This is a genomic window from Pseudomonas extremaustralis (genome assembly GCF_900102035.1).
GTDB classification, from domain to species: domain Bacteria; phylum Pseudomonadota; class Gammaproteobacteria; order Pseudomonadales; family Pseudomonadaceae; genus Aquipseudomonas; species Aquipseudomonas extremaustralis.
Map to the genome: position 1 here is coordinate 16121 of NZ_LT629689.1, position 22938 is coordinate 39058.

At 60.2% G+C, this 22938-nt stretch carries 22 protein-coding genes; 18 read left to right on the forward strand and 4 right to left on the reverse strand.

Translation table 11 applies throughout. The features are described from left to right. Positions 1 to 4: 4 nt before the first annotated feature. Positions 5 to 808 (forward strand): IclR family transcriptional regulator, encoded by an 804-nt coding sequence (locus tag BLR63_RS00090; protein ID WP_010568109.1) that lies wholly within the window; start codon positions 5 to 7, stop codon positions 806 to 808. Here BLR63_RS00090 and BLR63_RS00095 read toward each other — a convergent pair whose 3' ends face one another. Continuing rightward, complete coding sequence (locus tag BLR63_RS00095) at positions 809 to 1861, reverse strand: NAD(P)-dependent alcohol dehydrogenase (RefSeq protein WP_010568108.1); 1053 nt, start codon at positions 1859 to 1861, stop codon at positions 809 to 811. Positions 1862 to 2041: 180 nt separating this feature from the next. On the opposite strand from BLR63_RS00095, the gene BLR63_RS00100 reads away from it, so the two are divergent. Then, entirely contained in the window at positions 2042 to 2935 is an 894-nt protein-coding gene (locus BLR63_RS00100) for an AraC family transcriptional regulator (protein ID WP_010568107.1), read from the forward strand. 38 nt (positions 2936 to 2973) lie between these two features. Here the strand turns inward: BLR63_RS00100 and BLR63_RS00105 are convergent, their stop codons facing one another. Together BLR63_RS00105 and BLR63_RS00115 are read right to left on the reverse strand one after the other, a co-directional pair. Further along, the gene (locus tag BLR63_RS00105; protein WP_010568165.1) at positions 2974 to 3936 is read right to left on the reverse strand and encodes an IS110 family transposase; all 963 of its coding nucleotides are present in this window, start codon (positions 3934 to 3936) and stop codon (positions 2974 to 2976) included. Positions 3937 to 4262: 326 nt separating this feature from the next. After that, on the reverse strand, positions 4263 to 5927 hold the full coding sequence (locus BLR63_RS00115; RefSeq protein ID WP_010563758.1) for an electron transfer flavoprotein-ubiquinone oxidoreductase: 1665 nt from the start codon (positions 5925 to 5927) through the stop codon (positions 4263 to 4265). A 533-nt stretch (positions 5928 to 6460) separates the two neighbouring features. Between BLR63_RS00115 and BLR63_RS00120 the strand changes: the two genes are divergently transcribed. From BLR63_RS00120 to BLR63_RS00185, 14 genes are all read left to right on the forward strand, one after another. Then, positions 6461 to 7210, forward strand: coding sequence for an electron transfer flavoprotein subunit beta/FixA family protein (locus BLR63_RS00120; RefSeq protein ID WP_010563759.1), 750 nt, complete (start codon positions 6461 to 6463; stop codon positions 7208 to 7210). Between the two features lie 2 nt (positions 7211 to 7212). Beyond that, positions 7213 to 8142 carry an electron transfer flavoprotein subunit alpha/FixB family protein gene (locus BLR63_RS00125; RefSeq protein WP_010563760.1) on the forward strand — a complete coding sequence of 310 codons (930 nt, stop codon included), beginning with the start codon at positions 7213 to 7215 and terminating at the stop codon, positions 8140 to 8142. 83 nt (positions 8143 to 8225) lie between these two features. Then, on the forward strand, positions 8226 to 9044 hold the full coding sequence (locus tag BLR63_RS00130) for a substrate-binding periplasmic protein (RefSeq protein ID WP_010563761.1): 819 nt from the start codon (positions 8226 to 8228) through the stop codon (positions 9042 to 9044). Between the two features lie 9 nt (positions 9045 to 9053). Beyond that, on the forward strand, positions 9054 to 9416 hold the full coding sequence (locus BLR63_RS00135) for a DUF4398 domain-containing protein (RefSeq protein ID WP_010563762.1): 363 nt from the start codon (positions 9054 to 9056) through the stop codon (positions 9414 to 9416). Next, on the forward strand, positions 9413 to 10228 hold the full coding sequence (locus tag BLR63_RS00140) for an OmpA family protein (protein ID WP_010563763.1): 816 nt from the start codon (positions 9413 to 9415) through the stop codon (positions 10226 to 10228). The genes BLR63_RS00135 and BLR63_RS00140 overlap by 4 nt, the downstream gene beginning before the upstream one ends. A gap of 191 nt (positions 10229 to 10419) precedes the next feature. Then, positions 10420 to 11859 (forward strand): aminotransferase-like domain-containing protein, encoded by a 1440-nt coding sequence (locus tag BLR63_RS00145; protein ID WP_010563764.1) that lies wholly within the window; start codon positions 10420 to 10422, stop codon positions 11857 to 11859. Positions 11860 to 11962: 103 nt separating this feature from the next. After that, positions 11963 to 12454: a hypothetical protein gene (locus tag BLR63_RS00150; protein ID WP_042946555.1), complete on the forward strand. Its 492-nt coding sequence runs from the start codon at positions 11963 to 11965 to the stop codon at positions 12452 to 12454. Positions 12455 to 12617: 163 nt separating this feature from the next. Continuing rightward, on the forward strand, positions 12618 to 12872 hold the full coding sequence (locus tag BLR63_RS00155; protein WP_010563766.1) for a YkgJ family cysteine cluster protein: 255 nt from the start codon (positions 12618 to 12620) through the stop codon (positions 12870 to 12872). Positions 12873 to 12913: 41 nt separating this feature from the next. Continuing rightward, on the forward strand, positions 12914 to 13519 hold the full coding sequence (locus BLR63_RS00160; protein ID WP_010563767.1) for an START domain-containing protein: 606 nt from the start codon (positions 12914 to 12916) through the stop codon (positions 13517 to 13519). A gap of 103 nt (positions 13520 to 13622) precedes the next feature. Then, entirely contained in the window at positions 13623 to 13859 is a 237-nt protein-coding gene (locus BLR63_RS00165; protein WP_010563768.1) for a hypothetical protein, read from the forward strand. 213 nt (positions 13860 to 14072) lie between these two features. Beyond that, positions 14073 to 14414 carry a ribonuclease E inhibitor RraB gene (locus BLR63_RS00170; RefSeq protein WP_005790456.1) on the forward strand — a complete coding sequence of 114 codons (342 nt, stop codon included), beginning with the start codon at positions 14073 to 14075 and terminating at the stop codon, positions 14412 to 14414. A 451-nt stretch (positions 14415 to 14865) separates the two neighbouring features. Continuing rightward, entirely contained in the window at positions 14866 to 16275 is a 1410-nt protein-coding gene (locus BLR63_RS00175; RefSeq protein WP_010563769.1) for a circularly permuted type 2 ATP-grasp protein, read from the forward strand. A 4-nt stretch (positions 16276 to 16279) separates the two neighbouring features. Beyond that, positions 16280 to 17230 carry an alpha-E domain-containing protein gene (locus tag BLR63_RS00180; protein ID WP_010563770.1) on the forward strand — a complete coding sequence of 317 codons (951 nt, stop codon included), beginning with the start codon at positions 16280 to 16282 and terminating at the stop codon, positions 17228 to 17230. Beyond that, the gene (locus BLR63_RS00185; RefSeq protein ID WP_010563771.1) at positions 17227 to 18009 is read left to right on the forward strand and encodes a transglutaminase family protein; all 783 of its coding nucleotides are present in this window, start codon (positions 17227 to 17229) and stop codon (positions 18007 to 18009) included. The genes BLR63_RS00180 and BLR63_RS00185 overlap by 4 nt, the downstream gene beginning before the upstream one ends. A gap of 82 nt (positions 18010 to 18091) precedes the next feature. Here BLR63_RS00185 and BLR63_RS00190 read toward each other — a convergent pair whose 3' ends face one another. Beyond that, complete coding sequence (locus BLR63_RS00190) at positions 18092 to 18898, reverse strand: c-type cytochrome (protein ID WP_010563772.1); 807 nt, start codon at positions 18896 to 18898, stop codon at positions 18092 to 18094. 646 nt (positions 18899 to 19544) lie between these two features. Between BLR63_RS00190 and BLR63_RS00195 the strand changes: the two genes are divergently transcribed. Together BLR63_RS00195 and BLR63_RS00200 are read left to right on the forward strand one after the other, a co-directional pair. Next, positions 19545 to 20750: an acetyl-CoA C-acetyltransferase gene (locus BLR63_RS00195; protein WP_010563773.1), complete on the forward strand. Its 1206-nt coding sequence runs from the start codon at positions 19545 to 19547 to the stop codon at positions 20748 to 20750. Between the two features lie 16 nt (positions 20751 to 20766). Next, a complete protein-coding gene (locus BLR63_RS00200) occupies positions 20767 to 22911 on the forward strand; it encodes a 3-hydroxyacyl-CoA dehydrogenase NAD-binding domain-containing protein (RefSeq protein ID WP_010563774.1) in 2145 nt (714 codons plus the stop codon). Positions 22912 to 22938: the final 27 nt, after the last annotated feature.

Consider the following 22938-nt stretch of genomic DNA (forward strand, 5'->3'; position numbering starts at 1 on the left):
CGATATGCAGGAAAACGCCCACACCCCTGTCAAAGACGCCGCGCCCACCGGTACCCAGACCTTGCTGCGTGGCCTGGGCGTGGTGCAAGCGGTGGCGGCCGGTGCGCGGGATCTGAAAGAGATCGCCCGGCGCATCGGCACCACTCGCAGCACCACGCACCGCCTGGCCAGTTGCCTGGTGGACGAGCGCTACCTGCGTGTGGTGCCGCAAGTCGGTTATCTGCTGGGGCCGAAATTGATCGAGCTGGGGTTCCAGGCCCGTGAAGAACTGCCGCTGGTGACCCTGGCCATGCCGTACCTGGACGAGTTGTCGGCACTGACCGGCGACACCATTCACCTGGCCATTCGCGAAGACGACGATGTGCTTTACCTGCATAAGAACCCCGGCCGCAACGGCCCGGAAATGCGTTCGCGGGTCGGCCATCGCATGCCATTGGCGCGCACCGGGGTTGGCAAGGCGATGCTGCTGGATGACACGGTGCAGGAATGGCAGCGTCTGTACGAAACCAGTTTGCCGGCCGGCGGCAAGAGCGTGCAGTGGCCACATCACCCGGAACAATCCTGGGCACAGTTCGAGCAGCGCATGCATGAATACGTGGCGGGGGGGTATGCGTTCGATCTGGAAGACAACGAACCGTCGATCCGTTGCGTGGCGGCACCGGTGCGCGATGCCAGCCGGCGAATCGTCGCCGGCATCAGCATCGCCAGTACCGTGCCCTACATGCCGCTGGAGAAAATGGCCGAGCTGATCCCTGTGATCAAGCAGGTCGCGGCGCGGCTGTCGGCGGAGTTGGGCGCGAAGGCCTGATCAGGCCTTCAAGGTCGCCATGTCGATGACAAAGCGGTACTTCACATCGCCGGCGATCATGCGCGTGAAAGCCTCGTTGATCTGACGGATGTCGAGCATTTCGATGTCGCAGGTAATGCCATGCTCGGCGCAGAAATTCAGGACTTCCTGGGTTTCGGCAATGCCACCGATCAAAGAACCGGCCAGCATTTTACGGCCCAGTATCAGCTTGGCCGCATTCACCGGCGGGTCCACTGGCTCGACCAAGCCGACCAGAATATGCACGCCGTCAAAACGCAGCACGTCGAGGTAGGGGTTGAGGTCGTGCTGCACCGGAATGGTATCCAGCAGGAAGTCGAAGTGTCCGGCAGCGGCTTTCATCTGCTCGGCATCGGTGGACACGATCACATGATCGGCGCCCTGGCGACGGGCTTCTTCGGCCTTGCTCGCTGAACGCGTGAAGAGGGTCACTTCGGCGCCCATGGCCTTGGCGAACTTGATGCCCATATGGCCCAGGCCGCCCATGCCGAGAATCCCGACTTTGTCGCCGGCCTTGACGCCATAGTGCTTGAGCGGCGAGTAGGTGGTGACGCCCGCACAGAGAATCGGCGCGGCGCTGGCCAGGTCGAGCTTGGCGGGGATCTTCACCACGAAGTGTTCGCTGACCACGATGCTGTCGGAGTAGCCGCCCATGGTGTTGCTGCCGTCCACGCGGTCCGGGGTGGCGTAGGTCATGGTCGGGCCTTCGAGGCAGTATTGCTCCAGGTTCGATTGGCACGCTTGGCAATGACGGCACGAATCGACCATGCAGCCCACGCCGACCAAGTCGCCGACTTTGTGCGCGCTGACACTGGCGCCGACGGCGCTGACTCTGCCGACGATCTCATGCCCCGGCATCAGCGGGTACACGGCAATGCCCCATTCGTTGCGTGCCTGGTGGATGTCGGAATGGCAGACGCCGCAGTAGAGGATCTCGATCGCCACGTCATCGGCGCGCGGGCTGCGGCGTTCAAACGACATGGGGGCGAGGGGAGTGGTGGCCGACTGGGCGGCGTAACCGATGGCGGTATACATGGAAAACCTCGCAAAAGCAGTGACAAGTGAGGCGGGCCATTCTCCGCGCCGCCCTCTGATGCGGCCATGGCGATTGCTCCGAGTCTCATGCCTATTCGTCCGGGAGTGCCCCTGGTTTGGATCTATCGGCGGTCAGACCTGCGATGATGTTTGCATCCCCTATCAACGAAGTTTTTTGCCATGTTGTTGACCCGCCATCTCGATGCCAATGCCCCGCTGGTTTCCTTGATTGAGAGGCTGACGCCCCGCGACGGTTTCTCCCCGACCCACCTGCCCGGCGTGCAGGTACTGCGCGCCAGTTGCGACGTGGCGCGCGGGCCGCAGATCTACGAGCCGAGCCTGATGTTCGTGGCCCAAGGCAGCAAGGTCGCCTACCTGGGCCCGCGCACCCTGGAATACGGCGCCGGGCATTATCTGATCCAGGCCATGCCGGTGCCTTTCGAGTGCGAGACCTTCGCCATGGCACCCGGCGCGCCGCTGCTCGGGGTGACCGTGGGCATTGATCGCGTGGTGCTGGGGGAGTTGGTGATGGCCATGGGCATGCATGCCGGGCCGCCGCCGACCGCGCAAACCCTGGAGTCGATGAGTTCGGTGGTGCTGGACGATGCCATGCGCGGCTGTGTCGAACGGTTGTTGCAATGCCTGCACGATCCGCTGGAAAGCCGGATCATGGGCCCGGCGCGAGTGCGCGAATTATTGTTCACCGCGCTGCGCGGCCCCCAGGCGGATGTACTGCGCGCACTGGTGGAACAGCAGGGGCAATTCTCGCGGATCGCCACCGCGTTGAATCACCTGCATGCCCATTACGCCGAACCACTGAACATCGAGACGTTGGCCGGTTATGCGCATATGAGTGCATCGACCTTTCACGAGCACTTCAAGCGTTGCACGTTGTTGTCGCCGGTGCAGTACCTCAAGCGCCTGCGGTTATTGAAGGCTCAGCAGTTGTTGCTGGTCGAAGGCATGGGCGTGGCGCAGGCGGCGCATCGGGTGGGCTATCAGAGCACATCGCAGTTCAGTCGCGAATATAAGCGCTACTTCGAGCGTAATCCGGGCGAAGAGCGTGCAGCCTGATTCTCCCTGGTTCAACGGGATTAAGAATGTGAGAGATTCTATGTTGCAGGACAACCCTGCAACGGCCGATTCGGTTGGTATTCGCTCTGGTTTTTCATCAGGGCGAACGCCACCCGTGCGAGTTTTCGGGCAAGGATTACCAGGGCCTGAGTCTTCTTGAATCCTCTGGCCAGGTACCCTTCATAAAATGGTTTCCAGGTCGCTGAACGACAGGCGGCCATAGCCGAGTTGTGGGCCAGACGCCGTATTTCCGGATCCCCTTTCTTGGTCAGCCTGCGACTCCCCGTCTTTTTTCCCGAGTCATCGACCCTCAAGTCCATGCCCAAAAAAGCGATGAAGGCATTGCTATCCTTAAACTCGCCACGCAAAAAAGCCGTCGCAAATCCGGTTGCCGTCAGTACTCCGACGCCTTCAATGGCCTTGCAACGCTCGATATTTTCGGCGGCTCCAGCCTCTTTGCTCAGGTCGCGCAGCTTTTTTTGAATGGCCAGATCCGAGTGCTTAAACGTCTCCATCAGACATTTCAGCTCTTCTTCCAGGCGCGGCTCATCGGCCCAGCTCTGAGCCAGACTGACGCGCGCCTTGATCAGTGCTGCCCGTCGATGAAGCAGACTTTGCAGGGCCTTGTAAGCCTTGGGTGGCGGGCTCCAAGCGCGTAACCCACCCTGTTCATGCGCCAGATATCGAGCTAGAAGACGAGCATCGCACGGATCATTTTTAGCTCGTTGGCCGACACCGCGACGGTAATGACTCAAGCGATAACCGTCCACGACGTAGACCTGATGACCCAACTCATGGGCCAACTCAACCGTGTCCAAGTGGTAAATATTGGTGGCCTCGACGGCAATGCCACTTTGGGCGGGCAGCGTCTTGAGCCAGCGTTTGAGTGCTGCTCGATTATTGGGGATGGCTTGTGTGGTTTGCAGATCGGCACGATAGACGAGCACCTCAGCCTTGGCCACATCAACACCCACGACCGTTTGCGAAGTAAGGATTGTCATGACGAATCCTCGGAGCTAGGGTTTAAGAGCTTGTTGGGGTCTACCGTTGCGCTGACTTGTCTCTATCGTCGGCCTTGCCGATGAATTCCTTATTGGCGCTTTTGGGTAGAAGGGGTGGGACGAAGTCTCCCACGGTCTGTACTGGTTAGAGTCAGAATCGGGCTTTTAGTCCCACCCACCCCTTCAAGTCTAAACATACAAGGGGGCTTGCTCCCGATGACGGTGGTTCAGCCATAGATGTGCTGACTGTTCCACTGCTATCGGGAGCAAGCCCCCTCCCACATAAAAAAGGCTCCCGATTTGGGAGCCTCTATGCTCAAGCCATCTTACATATTCGGGTAAGTCGGCCCACCCGCACCTTCCGGTGTGACCCAGGTGATGTTCTGCGAAGGGTCCTTGATGTCACAGGTCTTGCAGTGCACGCAGTTCTGGGCGTTGATCTGGAAGCGTTTCTCGCCGTCCTCCTTGGTGATCACTTCATATACGCCGGCCGGGCAGTAGCGCTGCGCCGGTTCATCGTAGAGCGGCAGGTTGGTGCCGATCGGGATGCTTGGGTCCTTGAGTTTCAAGTGGCACGGCTGTTCTTCTTCGTGGTTGGTACCGGAGATGAACACCGAACTCAGCTTGTCAAAGCTCAGCTTGCCGTCGGGTTTGGGGTAGTCGATCTTCTGGCAGTCCTTGGCCAGCTTGAGGCAGGCATAGTCCGGCTTGGTGTCGTGCAGGGTGAACGGCATTTTGCCACCCATGATGTTCTGGTCGAACCAGTTGAAGCCGGCACCGATGATCGGGCCGAACTTGTGCATCGCCGGGCCGAAGTTGCGGCTGGCGAACAGTTCTTCATAGAGCCAGCTGGACTTGAAGCTGTCGACGTAAGCGGTCAGTTCATCGCCGCCTTCGGACTCGGCGAACAGGCGGTCGGCCACGGCGTCGGCGGCGAGCATGCCGGACTTCATCGCGGTGTGGCTGCCCTTGATCTTGGCGAAGTTCAGGGTGCCGAGGTCGCAACCGATCAGTGCGCCACCTTTGAAGACCATCTTCGGCAGCGAGTTCAGGCCGCCTTTGCAGATAGCACGGGCGCCGTAGCTGATGCGCTTGCCGCCTTCCAGGTACTGGGCCAGCACCGGGTGATGCTTGAGGCGCTGAAACTCATCGAAGGGCGACAGGAAGGTGTTGCTGTAGGACAGGTCAACGATCAGGCCGACCACCACCTGGTTGTTTTCCAGGTGGTAAAGGAAGGAGCCACCGGTGTTCTCGTTGCTCATGATGTCCAGCGGCCAACCGGCGGTGTGCACCACCAGGCCTGGCTTGTGCCTGGCCGGGTCGATTTCCCAGATTTCCTTGAGGCCGATGCCGTAGTGCTGGGCGTCAGCGTCGCTGTCCAGGTTGAAGCGCTGGATCAGTTGCTTGCCGATGTGGCCACGGCAGCCTTCGGCGAACAGCGTGTACTTGCCGCGCAGTTCCATGCCTGGGGTATAGACGCCTTCTTTTGGATGGCCTTCGCGGTCGACGCCGAGGTCGCCGGTGATGATCCCGCGGACCACGCCGTTCTCGTCGAACAGTGCTTCCTGGGCGGCGAAGCCTGGGTAGACTTCCACGCCGAGGTTCTCGGCCTGTTGGGCCAGCCAGCGGCACAGGTTACCCAGGGAGATGATGTAGTTGCCTTCGTTGTGCATGGTCTTGGGCACAAAGAAGTCAGGCACCTTGGTCGAGGTGTCGGCGCTGCGCAGGACATAAATGTCGTCGCGCACCACGGGGGTGTTGAGCGGGGCGCCGAGTGTCTTCCAGTCCGGGAACAGCTCGTTCAGTGCGCGCGGTTCGAATACGGCACCGGAGAGGATATGTGCGCCGACTTCGGAGCCTTTCTCGACCACGCAGACGCTGATTTCCTTACCGGCTTCGGCGGCCTTCTGCTTCAATCGGCAGGCGGCGGACAGGCCCGCCGGGCCAGCGCCGACGATGACCACGTCGAATTCCATGTATTCGCGTTCCACAGGCTATCTCCTACTCAAGGCTCAACAGGCTTTTTTTCTAATGGGTGGAGGTTGGGTGTCGTAACTGTCATCGCTGCGTTCACTGGACAGGGTATGACCCACCTTGCTCTCTAGGTGGCGCATTATATATAGACCACTGTCAGCGTCCAATACAAACGTTTGTTTGAATTGCCCGCAGGCTAGGTAAATCAAAGCGACGCGGCTTATGACTGGCCATTTTGCCGTATTGACCAGAATAGGTGTTCCGGTCAAGATACGGGCGGTTTTGCGCTAACCGTAGGCAGACAGCAGGTTTCAAGAGCACGTCCAAAAGCAGGGCAGAGGCAAAACGGGTGACGCGCGCGCAAATGATGGCGCGCAGTTTACACGCCGCGAGAAAGAATGACCTGTCAGTCACCACTGACGAACGGTCGCACTTCCCCATCGCTGTGTCATTCGCCGACGTTTTTGGAGGTGCCCTTGTGTGCCGATGAGCATCAACCGCCAGGTTCGCCTAGGCGACTTTCTTTTCACCGGAGAGTAACGAGGAATCCATGAAGGTTCTTGTAGCTGTCAAACGCGTTGTCGATTACAACGTGAAAGTTCGCGTCAAGGCGGACAATTCCGGCGTCGACCTCGCTAACGTCAAAATGTCGATGAACCCCTTCTGCGAAATCGCCGTGGAAGAAGCCGTGCGCCTGAAAGAGAAAGGCGTGGCGACTGAAATCGTCGTGGTTTCCATCGGCCCGACCACCGCCCAGGAGCAACTGCGTACCGCCCTGGCACTGGGCGCCGATCGCGCCATCCTGGTCGAATCCGCCGAAGACCTGACTTCCCTGGCCGTGGCCAAGCTGCTCAAGGCCGTGGTCGACAAGGAACAGCCATCGCTGGTGATCCTTGGCAAACAAGCCATCGACAGCGATAACAACCAGACCGGCCAGATGCTGGCTGCACTGACCGGTTACGGCCAGGGCACCTTCGCCTCGAAAGTCGAAGTGAGCGGCGACAACGTAGCCGTGACCCGCGAAATCGACGGCGGCGCGCAGACGGTTTCGTTGAAACTGCCGGCCATCGTCACCACCGACCTGCGTTTGAACGAGCCGCGCTACGCGTCTTTGCCAAACATCATGAAAGCCAAGAAGAAGCCTCTCGAAGTGCTGACTCCTGACGCTTTGGGCGTTTCCACCGCCTCTACCAACAAGACTGTGAAAGTCGAAGCGCCGGCTGCACGCAGCGCGGGCATCAAGGTCAAGTCGGTGGCTGAATTGGTCGAGAAACTGAAAAACGAAGCGAAGGTAATCTAATCATGACTATCTTGGTAATCGCTGAACACGACAACAAGGTACTGGCTCCGGCCACCCTGAATACCGTGGCTGCCGCTGTGAAAATCGGTGGTGATATCCACGTACTGGTTGCAGGTCAGGGCGCTGGCGCCGTGGCTGAAGCCGCTGCGAAAGTCGCCGGCGTGAGCAAAGTACTGCTGGCCGACAACGCCGCTTACGCTCACCAACTGCCGGAAAACGTGGCCCCGTTGGTCGCTGAACTGGGCGCTGGCTACAGCCACATCCTGGCCGCCGCCACCTCCAACGGCAAAAACATCCTGCCGCGGGTTGCCGCGCAACTGGACGTTGACCAGATCTCCGAGATCATCTCGGTCGAAAGCGCTGACACCTTCAAGCGCCCGATCTACGCCGGTAACGCGATTGCCACCGTGCAATCGAGCGCTGCGGTCAAGGTCATCACCGTGCGCGCCACCGGTTTCGACCCGGTTGCCGCTGAAGGTGGTTCGGCTGCCATTGAAGCCGTCTCCGCAGCCCATGATGCTGGCATTTCCAGCTTTGTCGGCGAAGAGCTGGCCAAGTCGGATCGTCCTGAGCTGACCGCTGCCAAGATCGTCGTATCCGGCGGGCGTGGCATGCAGAACGGTGACAACTTCAAGCACCTGTACGAGCTGGCCGACAAGCTGGGCGCGGCGGTCGGCGCTTCCCGCGCGGCCGTCGACGCAGGCTTCGTGCCCAACGACATGCAGGTCGGCCAGACCGGCAAGATCGTTGCGCCACAGCTGTACATCGCCGTCGGTATCTCCGGCGCGATCCAGCACTTGGCGGGTATGAAAGACTCCAAAGTGATCGTGGCGATCAACAAGGACGAAGAAGCACCGATCTTCCAGGTGGCCGATTACGGCCTGGTGGCGGATTTGTTCGAAGCCGTACCCGAGCTTTCGAAGCTGGTCTAATCCAGTCGCTTCACTTATAAAGAGCCCGGTCCTGTGACCGGGCTTTTTATTGCCTGCCTTTTTCAACATCGGAGAACCTCGCCATGGAACTGCGTCCCTGGACCGTACTGCTGGGCTTCACCTTGCTGCTGCCGACCTTGTCGCTGGCCGCCGGCAAATGTGATCGCCTGGTGATCACCGGCAGTCCGGACGCACCGCCCCTGCTCTGGCGCGATCCCCAGGACCCCACCCACCTGATCGGCGCGACTGCCGATGTGTTGCAACAGGTGGCCAAGGACCTCGATGTCAAAATCGACCTGCTCTACGGTGGCACGCGCGCCCAGGCCTTGGATGAAGTCCGCAGCGGACGCATGGACATCCTTGCCGATGCCCCGCTGAACATCGGCGAGCTGGAAACTCTCGACTACATTCACCCGGCGCTGGTGCAGACCGATTATCTGGTATGGACCCGCAAGGACTCGGCGCTGGCCTATACCACCGCAGCTGACCTGCATGGCCACAAAGGCGCAGTGTCGGAGCGCGCACGCTTGAGCCGGGCGTTCGAAGCCTTCGCCGGCCAGCAACTGACGCTGCAGCGCTTTCCCGCCCTGACCCCGGCGTTCCAGAAACTGCTGCTGGGAGAGGTGGATTACGTACTGGCCGGACGTTACTCAGGCATGGCCATGGCCCAGACATTGGGCATGAGCACCGACCTTGTCGCCCGCGAAATTCCCGTCGATCAGCCTGGCTTGTACCTGGCGATTTCCCACAACTCGGCCTGCAATGATCCGTGGTTGCGCGGACAGCTCGCCAAAAAGATGACAGAATTGCCCGGGTCTGGTGTGGCGCAAGCTGCGCTGCAGCGCAATCTAGAGCGTTGGAAAGCGCAATTGCAACAACCCGTCGGCACCCCAACAAAGTAGGGATTTTCAGTGACTCTTCGACCTTTTTTCGCGGCCCTCGCCGTTGTCGCTCTGGCGGGATGTGCAGCCGATCCTGCGCCGAATGAACAAATACGCCTTACCCGGCAAGCCCTCGAACAAGCCAGCGCCGTGGGCGCCAGCGCGGATGAATCGCCCGAGTTGAAACTGGCTGAAGAAAAATTCGCCCAAGCCGAGGCCGACATGGCCGATCAATCCTACAAAGACGCGCGCATGCAGGCTGAACAGGCTGAGCTGGATGCACGTCTTGCCGAAGCCAAGGTGCTGACGCGCAAAAGCCATGAGCAACTGAACGTGCTCAACACCCGCATCACGCGCCTGCGCAAGCAGTTGCAATTGGGGGATGCCCAATGAGCCCGCTGATCCGTGGTCTGGGCTGTATTGTGCTGCTGGGTAGCGCGGCACTGGGCGGTTGCGCCACTCATCCCAACAGCGAGCAGGCCCTGCAACAGGCCGGCAGTGATTTCCAGAAGGTCAAGGAAGACGCCAATGTGCTACGTATCGCGCCCAAGGACGTGATTCGTGCCGGTGAATCCCTGGCCCGCGCCGACCGTCTGTCCAGCTATTGGGGCAGCGGTGCGGACGTGGTGCATTACGCCTACCTCAGCCAGCGCTACAGCGCCATCGCCCGCGAGCACACCGAACAGGCGCTCAATGAAGAGCGTGGCACCAAACTCGAACTGGAACGCCAGCGCCTGCAATTGGCCTTGCGTGAAAGCAAGCTGATCAGCGTGCAGCAGCAAGGCAAATGGCTTGAAGAACAGATCGCCAGCCTGGCGACTACCCAGACCGATCGCGGCCTGGTGATGACCCTTGGCGACATGCTGTTCGACACCGGCGAAGCCGACCTGAAAAACTCGGCCAACCGTACCGTGCTGAAAATCGTGCAGTTCCTGCAGCTGAACCCCAAGCGCGTGGTGCGTATCGAGGGCTATGCCGACAGCACCGGTGGCGAGCAGGAAAACCTCCAGCTGTCCCGTGATCGAGCGCAGTCGGTAGCCGATGTGCTGGTGGACCTTGGGATCGACGAAAAACGCATCCAGGTCGAGGGCTACGGCGACAAGTACCCGGTGGAAGCCAATGCCTCCGAGCGCGGACGCGCGCAGAACCGTCGGGTGGAAATTGTTTTTTCTGATGAAAAGGGCCAACTGGGCGCTGCCCGATAAGCCAGGTTTGTCCCATCAACCCGGGTTTATCCCGGGTTTTTGTTGCCTGGAATTCTGTTTATCGCCCTTACAGTTTTTGCTATCACTGCCGCCCGTGCTCGACTATTGTGGCAACTGTCCCCGTACACTTCTAAACTGTGCCGGTATGTTTCACACAAAAATAAAATACCCGTGAAATCGAGTGCTGCGTCATGACCAATCTGTTGCTTTACCAACGTATCGCCCAGCAACTGGCTGAGGATATCCGGCGCGGTGTCTATCAGCCGGGCGAGCGCGTGCCCTCGGTGCGCAAGATGAGTTCGCAACTCAACGTCAGCCATGCCACGGTGCTGCAGGCCTACGCGAACCTGGAAGACCAGGGGCTGATCAGAGCGCGGCCGCAGTCCGGCTACTACGTGCACCAGACACCGGCGCTGACTGCGCCGACGCCGGATATCGCGCGGGTCGAGCGTCCGGGGTTGGTCACCCGCAGCAGCATTATCCAGCAGGTATTGGGCGAGTCGCGCCGTGAAGGGGTGTTCCCATTGGGCGCCGCCGTGCCGAGTGTCGACTATCTGCCGGTACGCGCGCTGCACCAGCAGTTGGCCAAGGTCACTCGGTTTCAGAGCCCGCGCGCGTTCAGCTATATGTTCAGCCCAGGTTTCGAGCCGCTGCGCCGCCAAGTGGCGATTCGCATGCGCGATGCCGGGGTGGTGGTGGACCCTTCCGAAGTGGTGATCACCCACGGTTGCGTGGATGCGTTGCAGATGTCGCTGCGAGTGCTGACGCGGCCAGGCGACTTGATCGCGGCTGAATCCCCGACTTATTACGGCTTGCTGCAGTTGGCCGATCTGCTGGGCCTGAAGGTCATCGAGATCCCCAGCGACCCCTCCACCGGTATGAGCCTGGAAGCCCTGCAACTGGCGGCCAACCAATGGTCGATCAAGGCCCTGGTGTTGACCACGCGCCTGAGCAACCCTTTGGGCGGCACCATGCCAGAGGAACGGCAGAAACACTTGCTGCGTCTGGCTTCGGACTTCGATATCCAGATCGTGGAAGACGATATCTACGGCGAACTGATGTTTGAAGTCGGCCGCACCAAGGCCCTCAAGGCTTATGATCGCCTGGACCGGGTCATCTATTGCTCGAGCTTTTCCAAGACCTTGTCGCCGGGCGTGCGCATTGGCTGGATGATCGCTGGCAAGTACCAGCAGGAAATCCAGCGTTTGCAGATGTTCAGCACACATTCGGCGTGCAGTGTCACCCAGATGGGTGTTGCGGCGTACTTGGAGAACGGCGGCTACGACCGGCACTTGCGCTACATCCGCCAGGAATATCGCAAGAACCTCAGCGCGTTCCAACTGGCCGTGCAGCAGTATTTCCCGGAAGGCACCCAGATGACCCGTCCGACCGGCGGCTTTATCCTGTGGGTCAGTTTGCCCGGGCGGGTCAATACCCAGGAACTGCACGTGCGTGCCCTGCAACAGGGCATCAGCATTGCACCGGGGTTGATTTTCAGTAACACCGAACAGTTCAATCACTGCATTCGTCTTAATTGCGGCACACCGTGGAACCGTGAGGCAGAGCGTGCGCTGATGACTCTGGGCATGCTCGCCAGCCAGTTATGTCAGGAAACCGCGGCGGGCCTTTGAGGCGCTGAAAAGGCACAACGCCCATCGCTGGCCAATCCCGCGCTTGTCATGCCGCACACAACAAGCGAGCATATGCGCCTCTGCCGTTAATGCTGTTGGCGATATGACCTCTATTGTTCGTGCTGTTTTGGTGATTGGCCTGTTAAGCCTATGTAACGTCGGCACAGTGCTGGCGGCGACACCTGTGACCGAGGCCAAGCCCGCTACCCATGCCCAACAGAAGTCCCCCGCGAAAAAATCGGCACCGGCCAAAACCGCTCCCGTCGTCAAAAAGAAAGCCGCCACCGTGAAAAAACGTGCGTCGGTCGCGAGCAAATCCAAGGCGGCCCGTGAAGTGGCGCAAACCCAATTGCCACCTGCACATTTGGACTTGTCACTGCCTTCGGACATGGTCAGGCACTTGCAGCCTCTGGGCACCGTGCCCAAACCCAAGAGCGTGCCGCTGCTGCCACCGATGTTTGGCGAGAAACCCACCGACAACAGTGCGTTCCAGATCAACGGTCGCCTGCTCAGCAACGAAATGAAGCTGCAATTGCGCAACGAAGAGCGCCGTGAAGTGGAAGGCGCCGCATTGGAATTCGAGTTCAAGCAGTAAACCTTCCGCCAAACGTGACGCCTCCCCTCGACCATCTGTCGCAGACTGGTCAGTCACTTTTGTTTGGCACGAAAAAAGCCCTGTTAGACCATTTTAAAACGGCTGTTTAAGGGCGTACTCTAAGCCCGGCCATCTACATTGAGTCGTCGAGGATCTACTGGTCATGAAATGCCGTGAAGGTTGTGGCGCTTGCTGCATCGCCCCCTCCATCAGTTCACCCATACCGGGAATGCCCAATGGCAAACCGGCGGGCGAACGCTGTCTGCACCTGTCTGTCGAACAGCTGTGCCTGTTGTTCGGCCGACCGGAACGACCGGCAGTGTGCAGTGCTTTCAAAGCCGATATCGACGTGTGCGGCACCGACCAGGCCGATGCCATCCGCTTGATCGGCTGGTGGGAGCAGGTGACGGCGGCTTGATGGGCTTTACTATCGGAACTTCAACAATAAGGAATACAACAATGGGTTCGCTGAAACGAATGGCTGTGTTGTGCGGTTTTACGGTGTTGTTTGCTGCCACTGCCCAGGCTGAGGATTGGCAGGTCGCCAAGGACGAAGACGGTATCAAGGTTTCTCTGAGTGAAATTGCCGGCTCCAAGTACAAGGCTTATCGCGGCGTGACGGTGATCAAGGCGCCAATCGCCAAAATCCAGGCTCTGCAGGAAGACGCGGTCGGGGCCTGCTCCTGGATTCACGAGTGCAAGTCGCAAAAGTTACTCAAGGCGCAAGGTGACAAGAGCTGGACCTACACCCAGTTCAAGGCACCGTTCCCGGTGACTGACCGTGATTCCATCCTGGAAATCACTACGTCCAAGGCCGCCGACGGTACGGTCACCCGCACGCTCCTGGAAGTGCCGACCTATCAGCCGGAAGTCAAAGGCTACGTACGGGTAGCGCAGGTCAACGGCTTCTGGAAACTGGTCCCCAAAGGCGACAACCAGACCGAAGTCACCTACCAGGTGCACACTGAGCCCGGCGGCAGCGTGCCTTCGTGGTTGGCCAACAAGTTCGTGGTGGATGCCCCGTTCAACACCTTGAAAGCCCTCAAGGAGCGCGCTGAAAAGTAACAGCAGTTGATCAGGTGCCTCCTGCCTTGAGTGGAACGTTTGGCGAACCTTCAAGGTCCAGATAGGTATAGGCCCACACATGGGTTTTATCGAGGAGGCACCAATGCAAACGTGGCAAATTACCTTCGTTGACGATCACGGCGTCAAGTCTGTCGAGCAGTTCGCCTGCGAGCAGATGCCCAGCCTGGAAGATGCTGCCCACATGATTCGCAACAAACTGCTACCCGTGGCTGCCGAACTCGACCTCAATGATCTTGAAGGTCGCCAGCCAGAGCCTACGGTCAAGATCCTCAAAGACCAGAACAGTATTCAAATCCTCGACATTTCCCCCGCCGCCTGAATATTGGCTGTATGTGTTCCTAGCGCCTCTGGTGGAGGTGATAGCTTCGCGCTACTCTGCAAGCGAGATCAGCGAATGAATCGCTAAGGTCTGGTCTTGTCAGCTACATGCTTGTTTTCCATCGGTGATGTTATTGCCGCAGTACCCGCGCCAGTAGGGCGCGGGCTTCGGGAAGCACGGAAAGTCTATCCATCGGTTTGAGGAGGACGTTTCATGAGCACAGCCTATCAAGAAGACATCAGCACCAACGTTCTGCGCCGCATGAAAGAAGGCGGCTTCGACTTTTCACGGTTTCACCCCATCGAGTTCTACGCCATTTTTCCGGATGAGGAACGGGCGCGCAGGGCTGCGGGTCGATTTCGTGGGGAGTCCCTGAATGCCCAGGTCAGCGCGCGCGACGATGGCGCCTGGTACTTGGAATTGAGCAAAGTCATGTTTGCAACCTACGACGGCATAGGAGACTTCGAGCAGGACTTTGAGGCGGTGGTCGAACCTTTGGGCGGAATCATCGAGGGATGGGGAGTCAAGCAGGAGGTGCGTGGCTTGCCCATGTAGCGGTATGAGAAACACAGCGTATCGGCTGACCTATGGGTCAGCCGATTTTGTTTGGGATGTCTGAAAAACTCTGGAACTTGTGCTGTCTTTTCCGGCACCCAAAAAAAACCACCCGAGCAGGGTGGCTGAAAGGGAAGACCGGGAGAGCCGGTCGGTACACGAGCTATCAAGGTACCGATTGAGCAAGGGTTGACGCTGTAGGACACGTCCTGTTCAGCACAGGAGGGCGATTATCCGCGGGCTTGGTCGGGCAGTGAAATCAACTGAGACTATGCTGTTGATAGTCAAAGTCCGCATTGTGATGAGGCATGCGGCGATACACTGGGCGTTCTGCGCACCAGGACGGTGCGTTCAAATCTCTTGAGTTATTCAACCCACTGATTTTTAAGTGTTTATGCCGCTGGCACGGGCCTTGCGATGGTTCTTGCGTCCGGGTGACAAGGAGTTCGGCATGATCCGCACTTATTACGATGAAATGTACGACGGGGCAGGGCAGGTTCGCCCTCACTACCGTGAGTTCGCCCGCTGGTTGGCCGATACCCCTGCTGAACTGCTGGCACAGCGTCGGCGCGAAGCCGATTTGCTGTTCCACCGCGCCGGGATCACCTTCACCCTTTACGGGGACGAGCAAGGTACTGAGCGACTGATTCCTTTCGACACGATCCCGCGCAGTATTCCCGCCAGCGAATGGCGGATGGTCGAGCGCGGCTGCATCCAACGGGTCAAGGCGCTGAACATGTTCCTCGCCGACCTGTATCACGAACAACGCATCATCAAGGCCGGGATCATCCCCGCCGAACAGGTACTGGCCAACGAGCAGTACCAACTGGCGATGCAGGGGCTGAACCTGCACCGCGATCTGTATTCCCACATCTCCGGGGTAGACCTCGTTCGCGATGGCGACGGCACCTATTACGTGCTGGAGGACAATCTGCGTACACCGAGCGGCGTCAGCTACATGCTCGAAGACCGCAAGATGATGATGCGCCTGTTCCCGGAGCTGTTCGCGGCCCAGCGCATTGCGCCCATCGACCATTACCCCAACCTGTTGCTAGACACCCTGAAAAGCGCCAGCCCCCTGGATAATCCCAGCGTGGTGGTGCTGACCCCTGGGCGCTTCAACAGTGCATTCTTCGAACATGCCTTTCTTGCCCGGGAAATGGGCGTCGAACTGGTGGAGGGCGCCGACCTGTTCGTGCGTGACGACCACGTGTTCATGCGCACCACCGACGGCCCCAAAGCCGTGGACGTGATCTACCGTCGCCTCGACGATGCGTTCCTCGACCCACTGGCGTTCAACCCGGACTCCATGCTCGGCGTGCCCGGCCTGCTCGCGGCCTATCGCTCGGGCAACGTGGTGCTGGCCAATGCGATCGGCACCGGGGTGGCGGATGACAAGTCGGTGTATCCCTTCGTCCCCGAGATGATCCGTTTTTACCTGGATGAAGAACCCATCCTGCAAAACGTTCCTACTTTCCAATGCCGTAAGCCCGACGAATTGTCCCACGTACTGGCCAACCTGCCGGACCTGGTGGTCAAGGAAACCCAGGGCTCCGGCGGCTACGGCATGTTGGTCGGGCCGGCCTCCACGGCGGCGGAAATCGAAGCTTTCCGCGCCCGCATCAAGGCCAAGCCTCACGCTTATATCGCACAGCCCACCCTGTGTTTGTCCACCTGCCCGACCTTCGTCGAAAACGGCATTGCACCGCGCCATATCGACCTGCGCCCGTTCGTGCTGTCCGGCAAGGAAACCCGTGTAGTGCCCGGCGGTTTGACCCGCGTGGCGCTGCGTGAAGGGTCGCTGGTGGTCAATTCATCCCAGGGCGGCGGCACTAAAGACACCTGGGTGGTTGAGGACTGATGCCATGTTGAGTAGAACTGCCTCGGATTTGTACTGGATGTCGCGCTACCTGGAACGCGCGGAAAACCTCGCGCGCATGCTCGATGTCAGCTATTCGCTGTCGCTGATGCCCCAGGATGGGCGCGGTGATGGCCTGCATGAATTGGCCATGCCGCTGTTGATCACCGGCACGCTGGATGACTACCACGAACGCCATGGCGAATTGCATGCCGAACGGCTGCTGCACTTCTTCGCGCTGGACGCGGCCAACCCGGCCAGCATCTACAGCTGCCTCGGCGCCGCGCGGGCCAGCGCCCATGCGGTGCGTGGGCGAATCACTGCCGACATGTGGGAAAACATCAACGCCACCTGGCTGGATATTCGTGACATCGCCCAGCAGGGGCTGAGCCGCTATGGCATGAGCCGTTTTTGTGAGTGGGTCAAGGAGCGTTCGCACCTGTTCCGTGGGGCGACCTACGGCACCATCATGCGCAACGATGCCTTTCGCTTCATTCGCCTGGGCACCTTTATCGAACGCGCCGACAACACCCTGCGCCTGCTGGACGCGCGCTATGAAATGGCCGGCGACCAGGCCGAAGCCGTCACCGATGGCACGGCCCACGCCTACTATCAGTGGAGCGCGTTGCTGCGCGCGCTGTCCTCGTTCGAGGCCTACACCGAGATTTACCGCGACGCCCCCGGCGCCCGGCAAGTCGCCGAGCTGTTGCTGTTGCGCGCCGACGTGCCGCGTTCGCTGCGAGCCTGCAGTGAAGAGATCGACCAGATCCTCGCCAGCCTGCCAGGCCTCAATGGCCGACCGGCACAACGCCTGGCCGCCGAGATGGATGCGCGCCTGCGCTTTACCGCCATCGATGAAATCCTCGAGGAAGGCCTGCACGCCTGGCTGACCGACTTTATCCCCTTGGTCCGCCAGTTGGGCGACGCCATCTACAGTTCCTACCTGGAGGCGGCATGAGACTCTCCATCAGCCACGAAACCACCTACCGCTACGAAGACCAGGTGCGCAATAGCATCCAGTACCTGCGCCTCACGCCCCACGACAGCGAGCGTCAACATGTGCTCAGTTGGCAACTGGACTTGCCACGCCCGGTGCGCGCGCAAGTGGACCCGTTCGGTAACATCCTGCATGTGTTGACCCTCGACGAGCCCCACGACGCCATCATCATCGGTGCCCGCGGCCAAGTGGATATCGACGAATTGCGCGAAGCGGAACACGAGAGCCAGTCGGCCTTTCCATTCCTGCGCTGCACGCGGCTGACCGAACCTGACGAAGCCTTGCGTGCCTTTGCCGAACAGCATTGTCATCAGCGCCGCGATCGCACCGCGCTGATCGACCTGATGCACGCCCTCCACCAGTCGATGGTCTACACGCCGGGCGCCACCGAAGTTGACACCAGTGCCGCCCAGGCCTTTGCAGGGCGCGCGGGCGTGTGCCAGGACCACACCCATGCGTTCCTGGCCTGCGCGCGCAGCCTGGGGATTCCTGCGCGGTATGTGTCGGGGTATTTGTACACCGAAGACAGCACCCACTTGGCCAGCCACGCTTGGGCCGAAGCCTGGCTGGACAACGCCTGGTACAGCTTTGACGTCACCAACCAACTGGCCCGGCCGGAACGGCATTTGAAACTGGCCGTGGGCCTGGACTACCTTGATGCCTGCCCGGTGCGCGGCATGCGCCGGGGCGGCGGGCATGAGCAGATGCATGCCAAGGTGTTCGTGGCGCCGCAGCAGTAGTTGGCTGACAACGCGGGGTAACTGATACCCCTGTGGTGTCCTGGGGTTTTTCGCGAGCAAGCTCGCTCCTACGGGGGGGGCGTCAAGGTTGTTGTTTGCGCCCGGCCATGTGCTTCAGATACGCCACCAGCAACGCCAGCTCGCTGTCAGGCAACACACTGGCGGCGAACGCGGGCATCTTTGCCTGTGGCCAGCGCCGCAGGCTCTGCGGGTCGCGGATATAGCGCTTGAGGAAATCCCCGCCGAAATACTCGGTGGGGTTGTAGGGAATATTCAGGTCCGGGCCCACTTGTGCGTCGCCGGCGCCATTGAGGCGGTGGCAGGCCAGGCAATTCTTCTGGAATAACGCAAAACCCTGGTTGATCGGATCATTCGCCGCCAGCGTCGGGTCAGGCAAGAGCGCTGGGAAACGCTCGGCCACCGTCTTCAGCTGTTTGATCCCCGAGATCTGGAACGGCCACTGCTCAGGGCTGATATGCCCGGCTTGCGGGGCGGTCCACACCAGGTAGAACGGCCCGGCACTCGGCTTGCCGTCTGCCAGTGCGGGCCATGGGTGGGCCGGGTCTTCCACGGCCAGCCAGGCGCGGGCGCCGCTTTTTTGCAGCAACGGCGCGGCCGTCAGTTCGGCGGCAAACCCATCGAGGGCAATCGCTTGCAGATGATTTTCCGGCTTGAGGCCGGGTAGGAGCGCTGCCAACGGCACTGCGCGATAGGTCATGGTGCGTTTGTAGGAAACGTCATCGACGATTTGTACCGTCTGCACGTCGGGGTGCTTGAGCAAGTCGGCGGTCTGCCAGATCTTGCTGGCGTGGTCGAGTTCGATGGTCAATTGCGCCGCCGCTGCGGGCAGGCTGATGAGCAGGGCAAAAAGGGCGAAGATCGATTTCAAGAGAGAGGCCCGGTGCGAAGTGGCGATGGGGCTCACGATACCGCAAATCTGCGTGCAAAAAAGGCAGCCCCTGCGGGACCGCTATGGGCAATGTCCCGGCAGGTGCTGCCAAAACCTGCAGTCCCGATGGTGTATATGCGCGGAATGTGGGGGTAAAGGCTCACCCCATAATCTTGGTTAGATTGGGCAGGATCAGAATCAGTGTGGTGGCGAAAAGAATGAGTCCCGCCTGACGTACTTTCGAGTGCTTGAACATGGCTGACTGCCTTTTGTTGTTATTCCTGAACGTCAAATGCGCGCCGGTAAAATCTACTATGCCGATCTGACGTGTCGCTTTTCTTACAGCTGCTCCAGCAAAACCCGGCAGCAACTTCTTACTGATTGAACCTTAGAGCCCTCGTTCTTCGTGGCTTAGATCCATTTCGTATCAACTAATTAAAATTTCAGCTGAAAACGGCATGAGGCCTATCGCCATCTTGGCGCCAATGCCTTGGCTAGACCGCTAAAACGATTAATCTTTGGATTGCTCGTCGAGCCTACCGTTCGTCCGAGCATGGCGGTCAAAAGCAATGAGCGCATCCGTCATTGAAACCGTGTCATTCGGGCCTAAGGTAAGGGCACTACTGCGCAATGGTTCGAGGACGTCATGACCCAAGCTTTGATCTTTGATGCGATACGCACGCCCCGTGGCAGAGGCAAGGCCGACGGTGCCCTGTACAGCGTCAAGCCGGTAAACCTGGTGGCCGGTTTGCTCACCGCCCTGGCGCAACGCAGCGACCTCGACACCCACCAGGTGGATGACATCGTTCTCGGTTGCGTCACCCCCGTGGGCGACCAGGGCGCCGACATTGCCAAGACCGCCGCGCTGGTGGCGGATTGGGACGTCAGCGTCGCCGGCGTGCAACTCAACCGCTTCTGCGCCTCGGGCCTGGAGGCGGTCAACCTCGGCGCGATGAAAGTGCGCTCAGGCTTCGAAGACCTGGTGGTGGTCGGCGGCGTCGAGTCCATGTCCCGCGTGCCCATGGGCAGCGATGGCGGCGCCTGGGTGCTCGACCCGCAAACCAACATGCACAGCCACTTCACGCCCCAAGGCATCGGCGCAGACCTGATTGCCACCCTCGAGGGCTTCAGCCGCGAGGATGTCGATAGATTTGCCCTACAGTCCCAGCAGAAAGCAGCCAGGGCTCGCGCAGACGGTTCGTTCAACAAGTCGCTGATCGCCGTGCAGGACCAGAATGGCATCGTGCTGCTGGACCAGGATGAATTTATCCGCGCCGACTCCACCCTCGAAGGCCTGGGCATGCTCAAGCCGAGCTTTGAAATGATCGGCCAGATGGGCTTCGACGCCACCGCGCTGCGGGTCTACAGCCATGTGGAGCGTATCCAGCATGTACACACACCGGGTAACAGCTCCGGGATTGTCGATGGCGCCGCGTTGATGTTGATCGGTTCCGAGGCCAAGGGACGCGAGCTGGGTTTGCAGCCGCGGGCACGCATCGTCGCCACGGCGGTGACCGGCACCGATCCGACCATCATGCTCACAGGCCCCGCGCCAGCCACGCGCAAGGCGCTGGCCAAGGCCGGTCTGCGCGTGGAAGACATCGACCTGTTCGAGGTCAACGAAGCCTTTGCCTCGGTGGTGCTCAAGTTCATCAAGGACATGGGCATCGACGCCGCGCGGGTCAACGTCAACGGCGGCTCCATCGCCATGGGCCACCCATTGGGCGCCACCGGCTGCGCGATCCTCGGCACCCTGCTCGACGAGCTGGAGGCGCGCCAGCAGCGCTATGGCCTGGCCACCCTGTGTGTCGGTGGTGGCATGGGCATCGCCACCATCATCGAACGCCTCTGAGCCCAAGGAATTTGTCATGACCGACGCGATTCGTTACGAAAAAGGCCAGGACCAGATCGTGGTACTGACCCTCGACATGCCCGGCCAGAGCGCCAACACCATGAACGCCGCATACCGCGAGGCCATGGCAGCCACTGTTGCGCGCCTGGAGGCGGAAAAAGACAGCATCGCCGGGGTGATCATCACCTCGGCGAAAAAGACGTTTTTTGCCGGCGGCGACCTCAATGAACTGATCAAGGTCGACAAGGCCCACGCCAAGGAGTTCTACGCCAGTGTGCGGGTGTTGAAGGCACAACTGCGCCGTCTGGAAACTCTGGGCAAACCGGTGGTGGCCGCGATCAATGGCGCTGCGCTGGGGGGCGGCTGGGAGATTTGCCTGGCGTGCCATTACCGCGTTGCGCTGGACGACAAATCGGTGCAACTGGGGTTGCCGGAAGTCACCCTCGGCCTGCTGCCTGGCGGCGGCGGAGTAGTGCGCATGGTGCGCCTGCTCGGTCTGGAAAAGGCTTTGCCGTATTTGCTGGAAGGCAAGAAAATCCGCCCGCAACAGGCGCTGCAAGCCGGTTTGATCAATGAGCTGGCGGCGGATCGTACCGAGCTGCTGGCCAAATCCCGTGCCTGGATTCTTGCCAATCCGCAGGCCAGACAACCGTGGGACAACAAGGCTTACCAGATCCCTGGTGGCACGCCGTCGAACCCGAAAGTCGCGCAGATGCTCGCGATTGCACCGTCGATATTGCGCAGCAAAACCAACGGCTGCTTCCCGGCCCCGGAAAAAATCCTCTGCGCCGCCGTGGAGGGCGCCCAAGTGGATTTCGACACCGCGCACCTGATCGAAACTCGCTACTTCACTGAGCTGGTCACCGGGCAGGTGGCGAAAAACATGATCGGCACCTTCTGGTTCCAGCTCAATCAAATTAATGCCGGCAGCTCGCGACCACAGGGCTTTGCGCCTTACGTGACGCGCAAAGTCGGCGTGCTCGGCGCCGGGATGATGGGCGCCGGGATTGCATATGCAAGTGCCTGTGCGGGCATCGACGTGGTGCTCAAGGACATCGACCTGGCGGCGGCCGAGAAGGGCAAGGCGCACTCGGCTGCGCTGCTGGACAAGAAGGTCAGTCGTGGGCAATTGACCGCCGAGCAGCGGGAAAACACCCTGGCGCGTATTCATCCTACGCAGGATGACGCCGACCTGGCCGGCTGCGACCTGATCATCGAAGCGGTGTTCGAAGACCGCGAACTCAAGGCCAGGGTCTCTGCCGCCGCGCAACGCGTGGTCGGCGCCGACGCAGTGATCGCCTCCAACACCTCCACCTTGCCCATCAGCGGGCTGGCGACGGCAGTGCCCGATCAAGGTAAGTTTATCGGCCTGCACTTCTTCAGCCCGGTGGACAAAATGCCCCTGGTGGAAATCATCAAGGGCGCCCATACCTCGGACGAAACCCTGGCCCGAGGTTTTGATTTCGTCCTGCAAATCAACAAAACCCCGATCGTGGTCAACGACAGCCGTGGCTTCTTTACCTCGCGGGTGTTCGGCACCTTTACCAACGAAGGCATTGCCATGCTTGGCGAAGGCGTTGCCGCACCGATGATCGAGACCGAAGCGCGCAAGGCTGGTATGCCGGTTGGGCCGCTGGCGGTGTCTGACGAAGTGTCGCTGAGCCTGATGAGCCATATCCGACAGCAGGCGGTCAAGGATCTGCAGGCCGAGGGTAAAGCCGTGCCGACTCATCCGGCGACCGCGGTGATCGACCTGTTGGTGAACGAATACAAACGCATGGGCAAGGCCGCCGGGGGCGGTTTCTATGAGTACCCGGCAGGTGGGCAGAAGTATTTGTGGCCGGAATTGAAACGCCGCTTCGAGCAGCCCGGCCAACAGATTTCGCCACAGGATATACGTGACCGTTTGTTGTTTATCCAGGCCATCGAGACCGTGCGCTGCGTGGAGGAGGGGGTGTTGATGTCCACGGCGGACGCCAACGTGGGCTCGATCTTCGGGATCGGCTTTGCGGCCTGGAGTGGCGGCGCGTTGCAGTTCATCAACCAGTACGGGCTCAACGATTTCATCGCCCGCGCCCGCTACCTGGCCGAGCAATATGGGGACCGTTTCACCCCTCCGGCGCTATTGCTGGAGAAGGCCGCACAAGGTGCAATGTTCTGATTCCCCACTGTAGGAACGAGCTAGCTC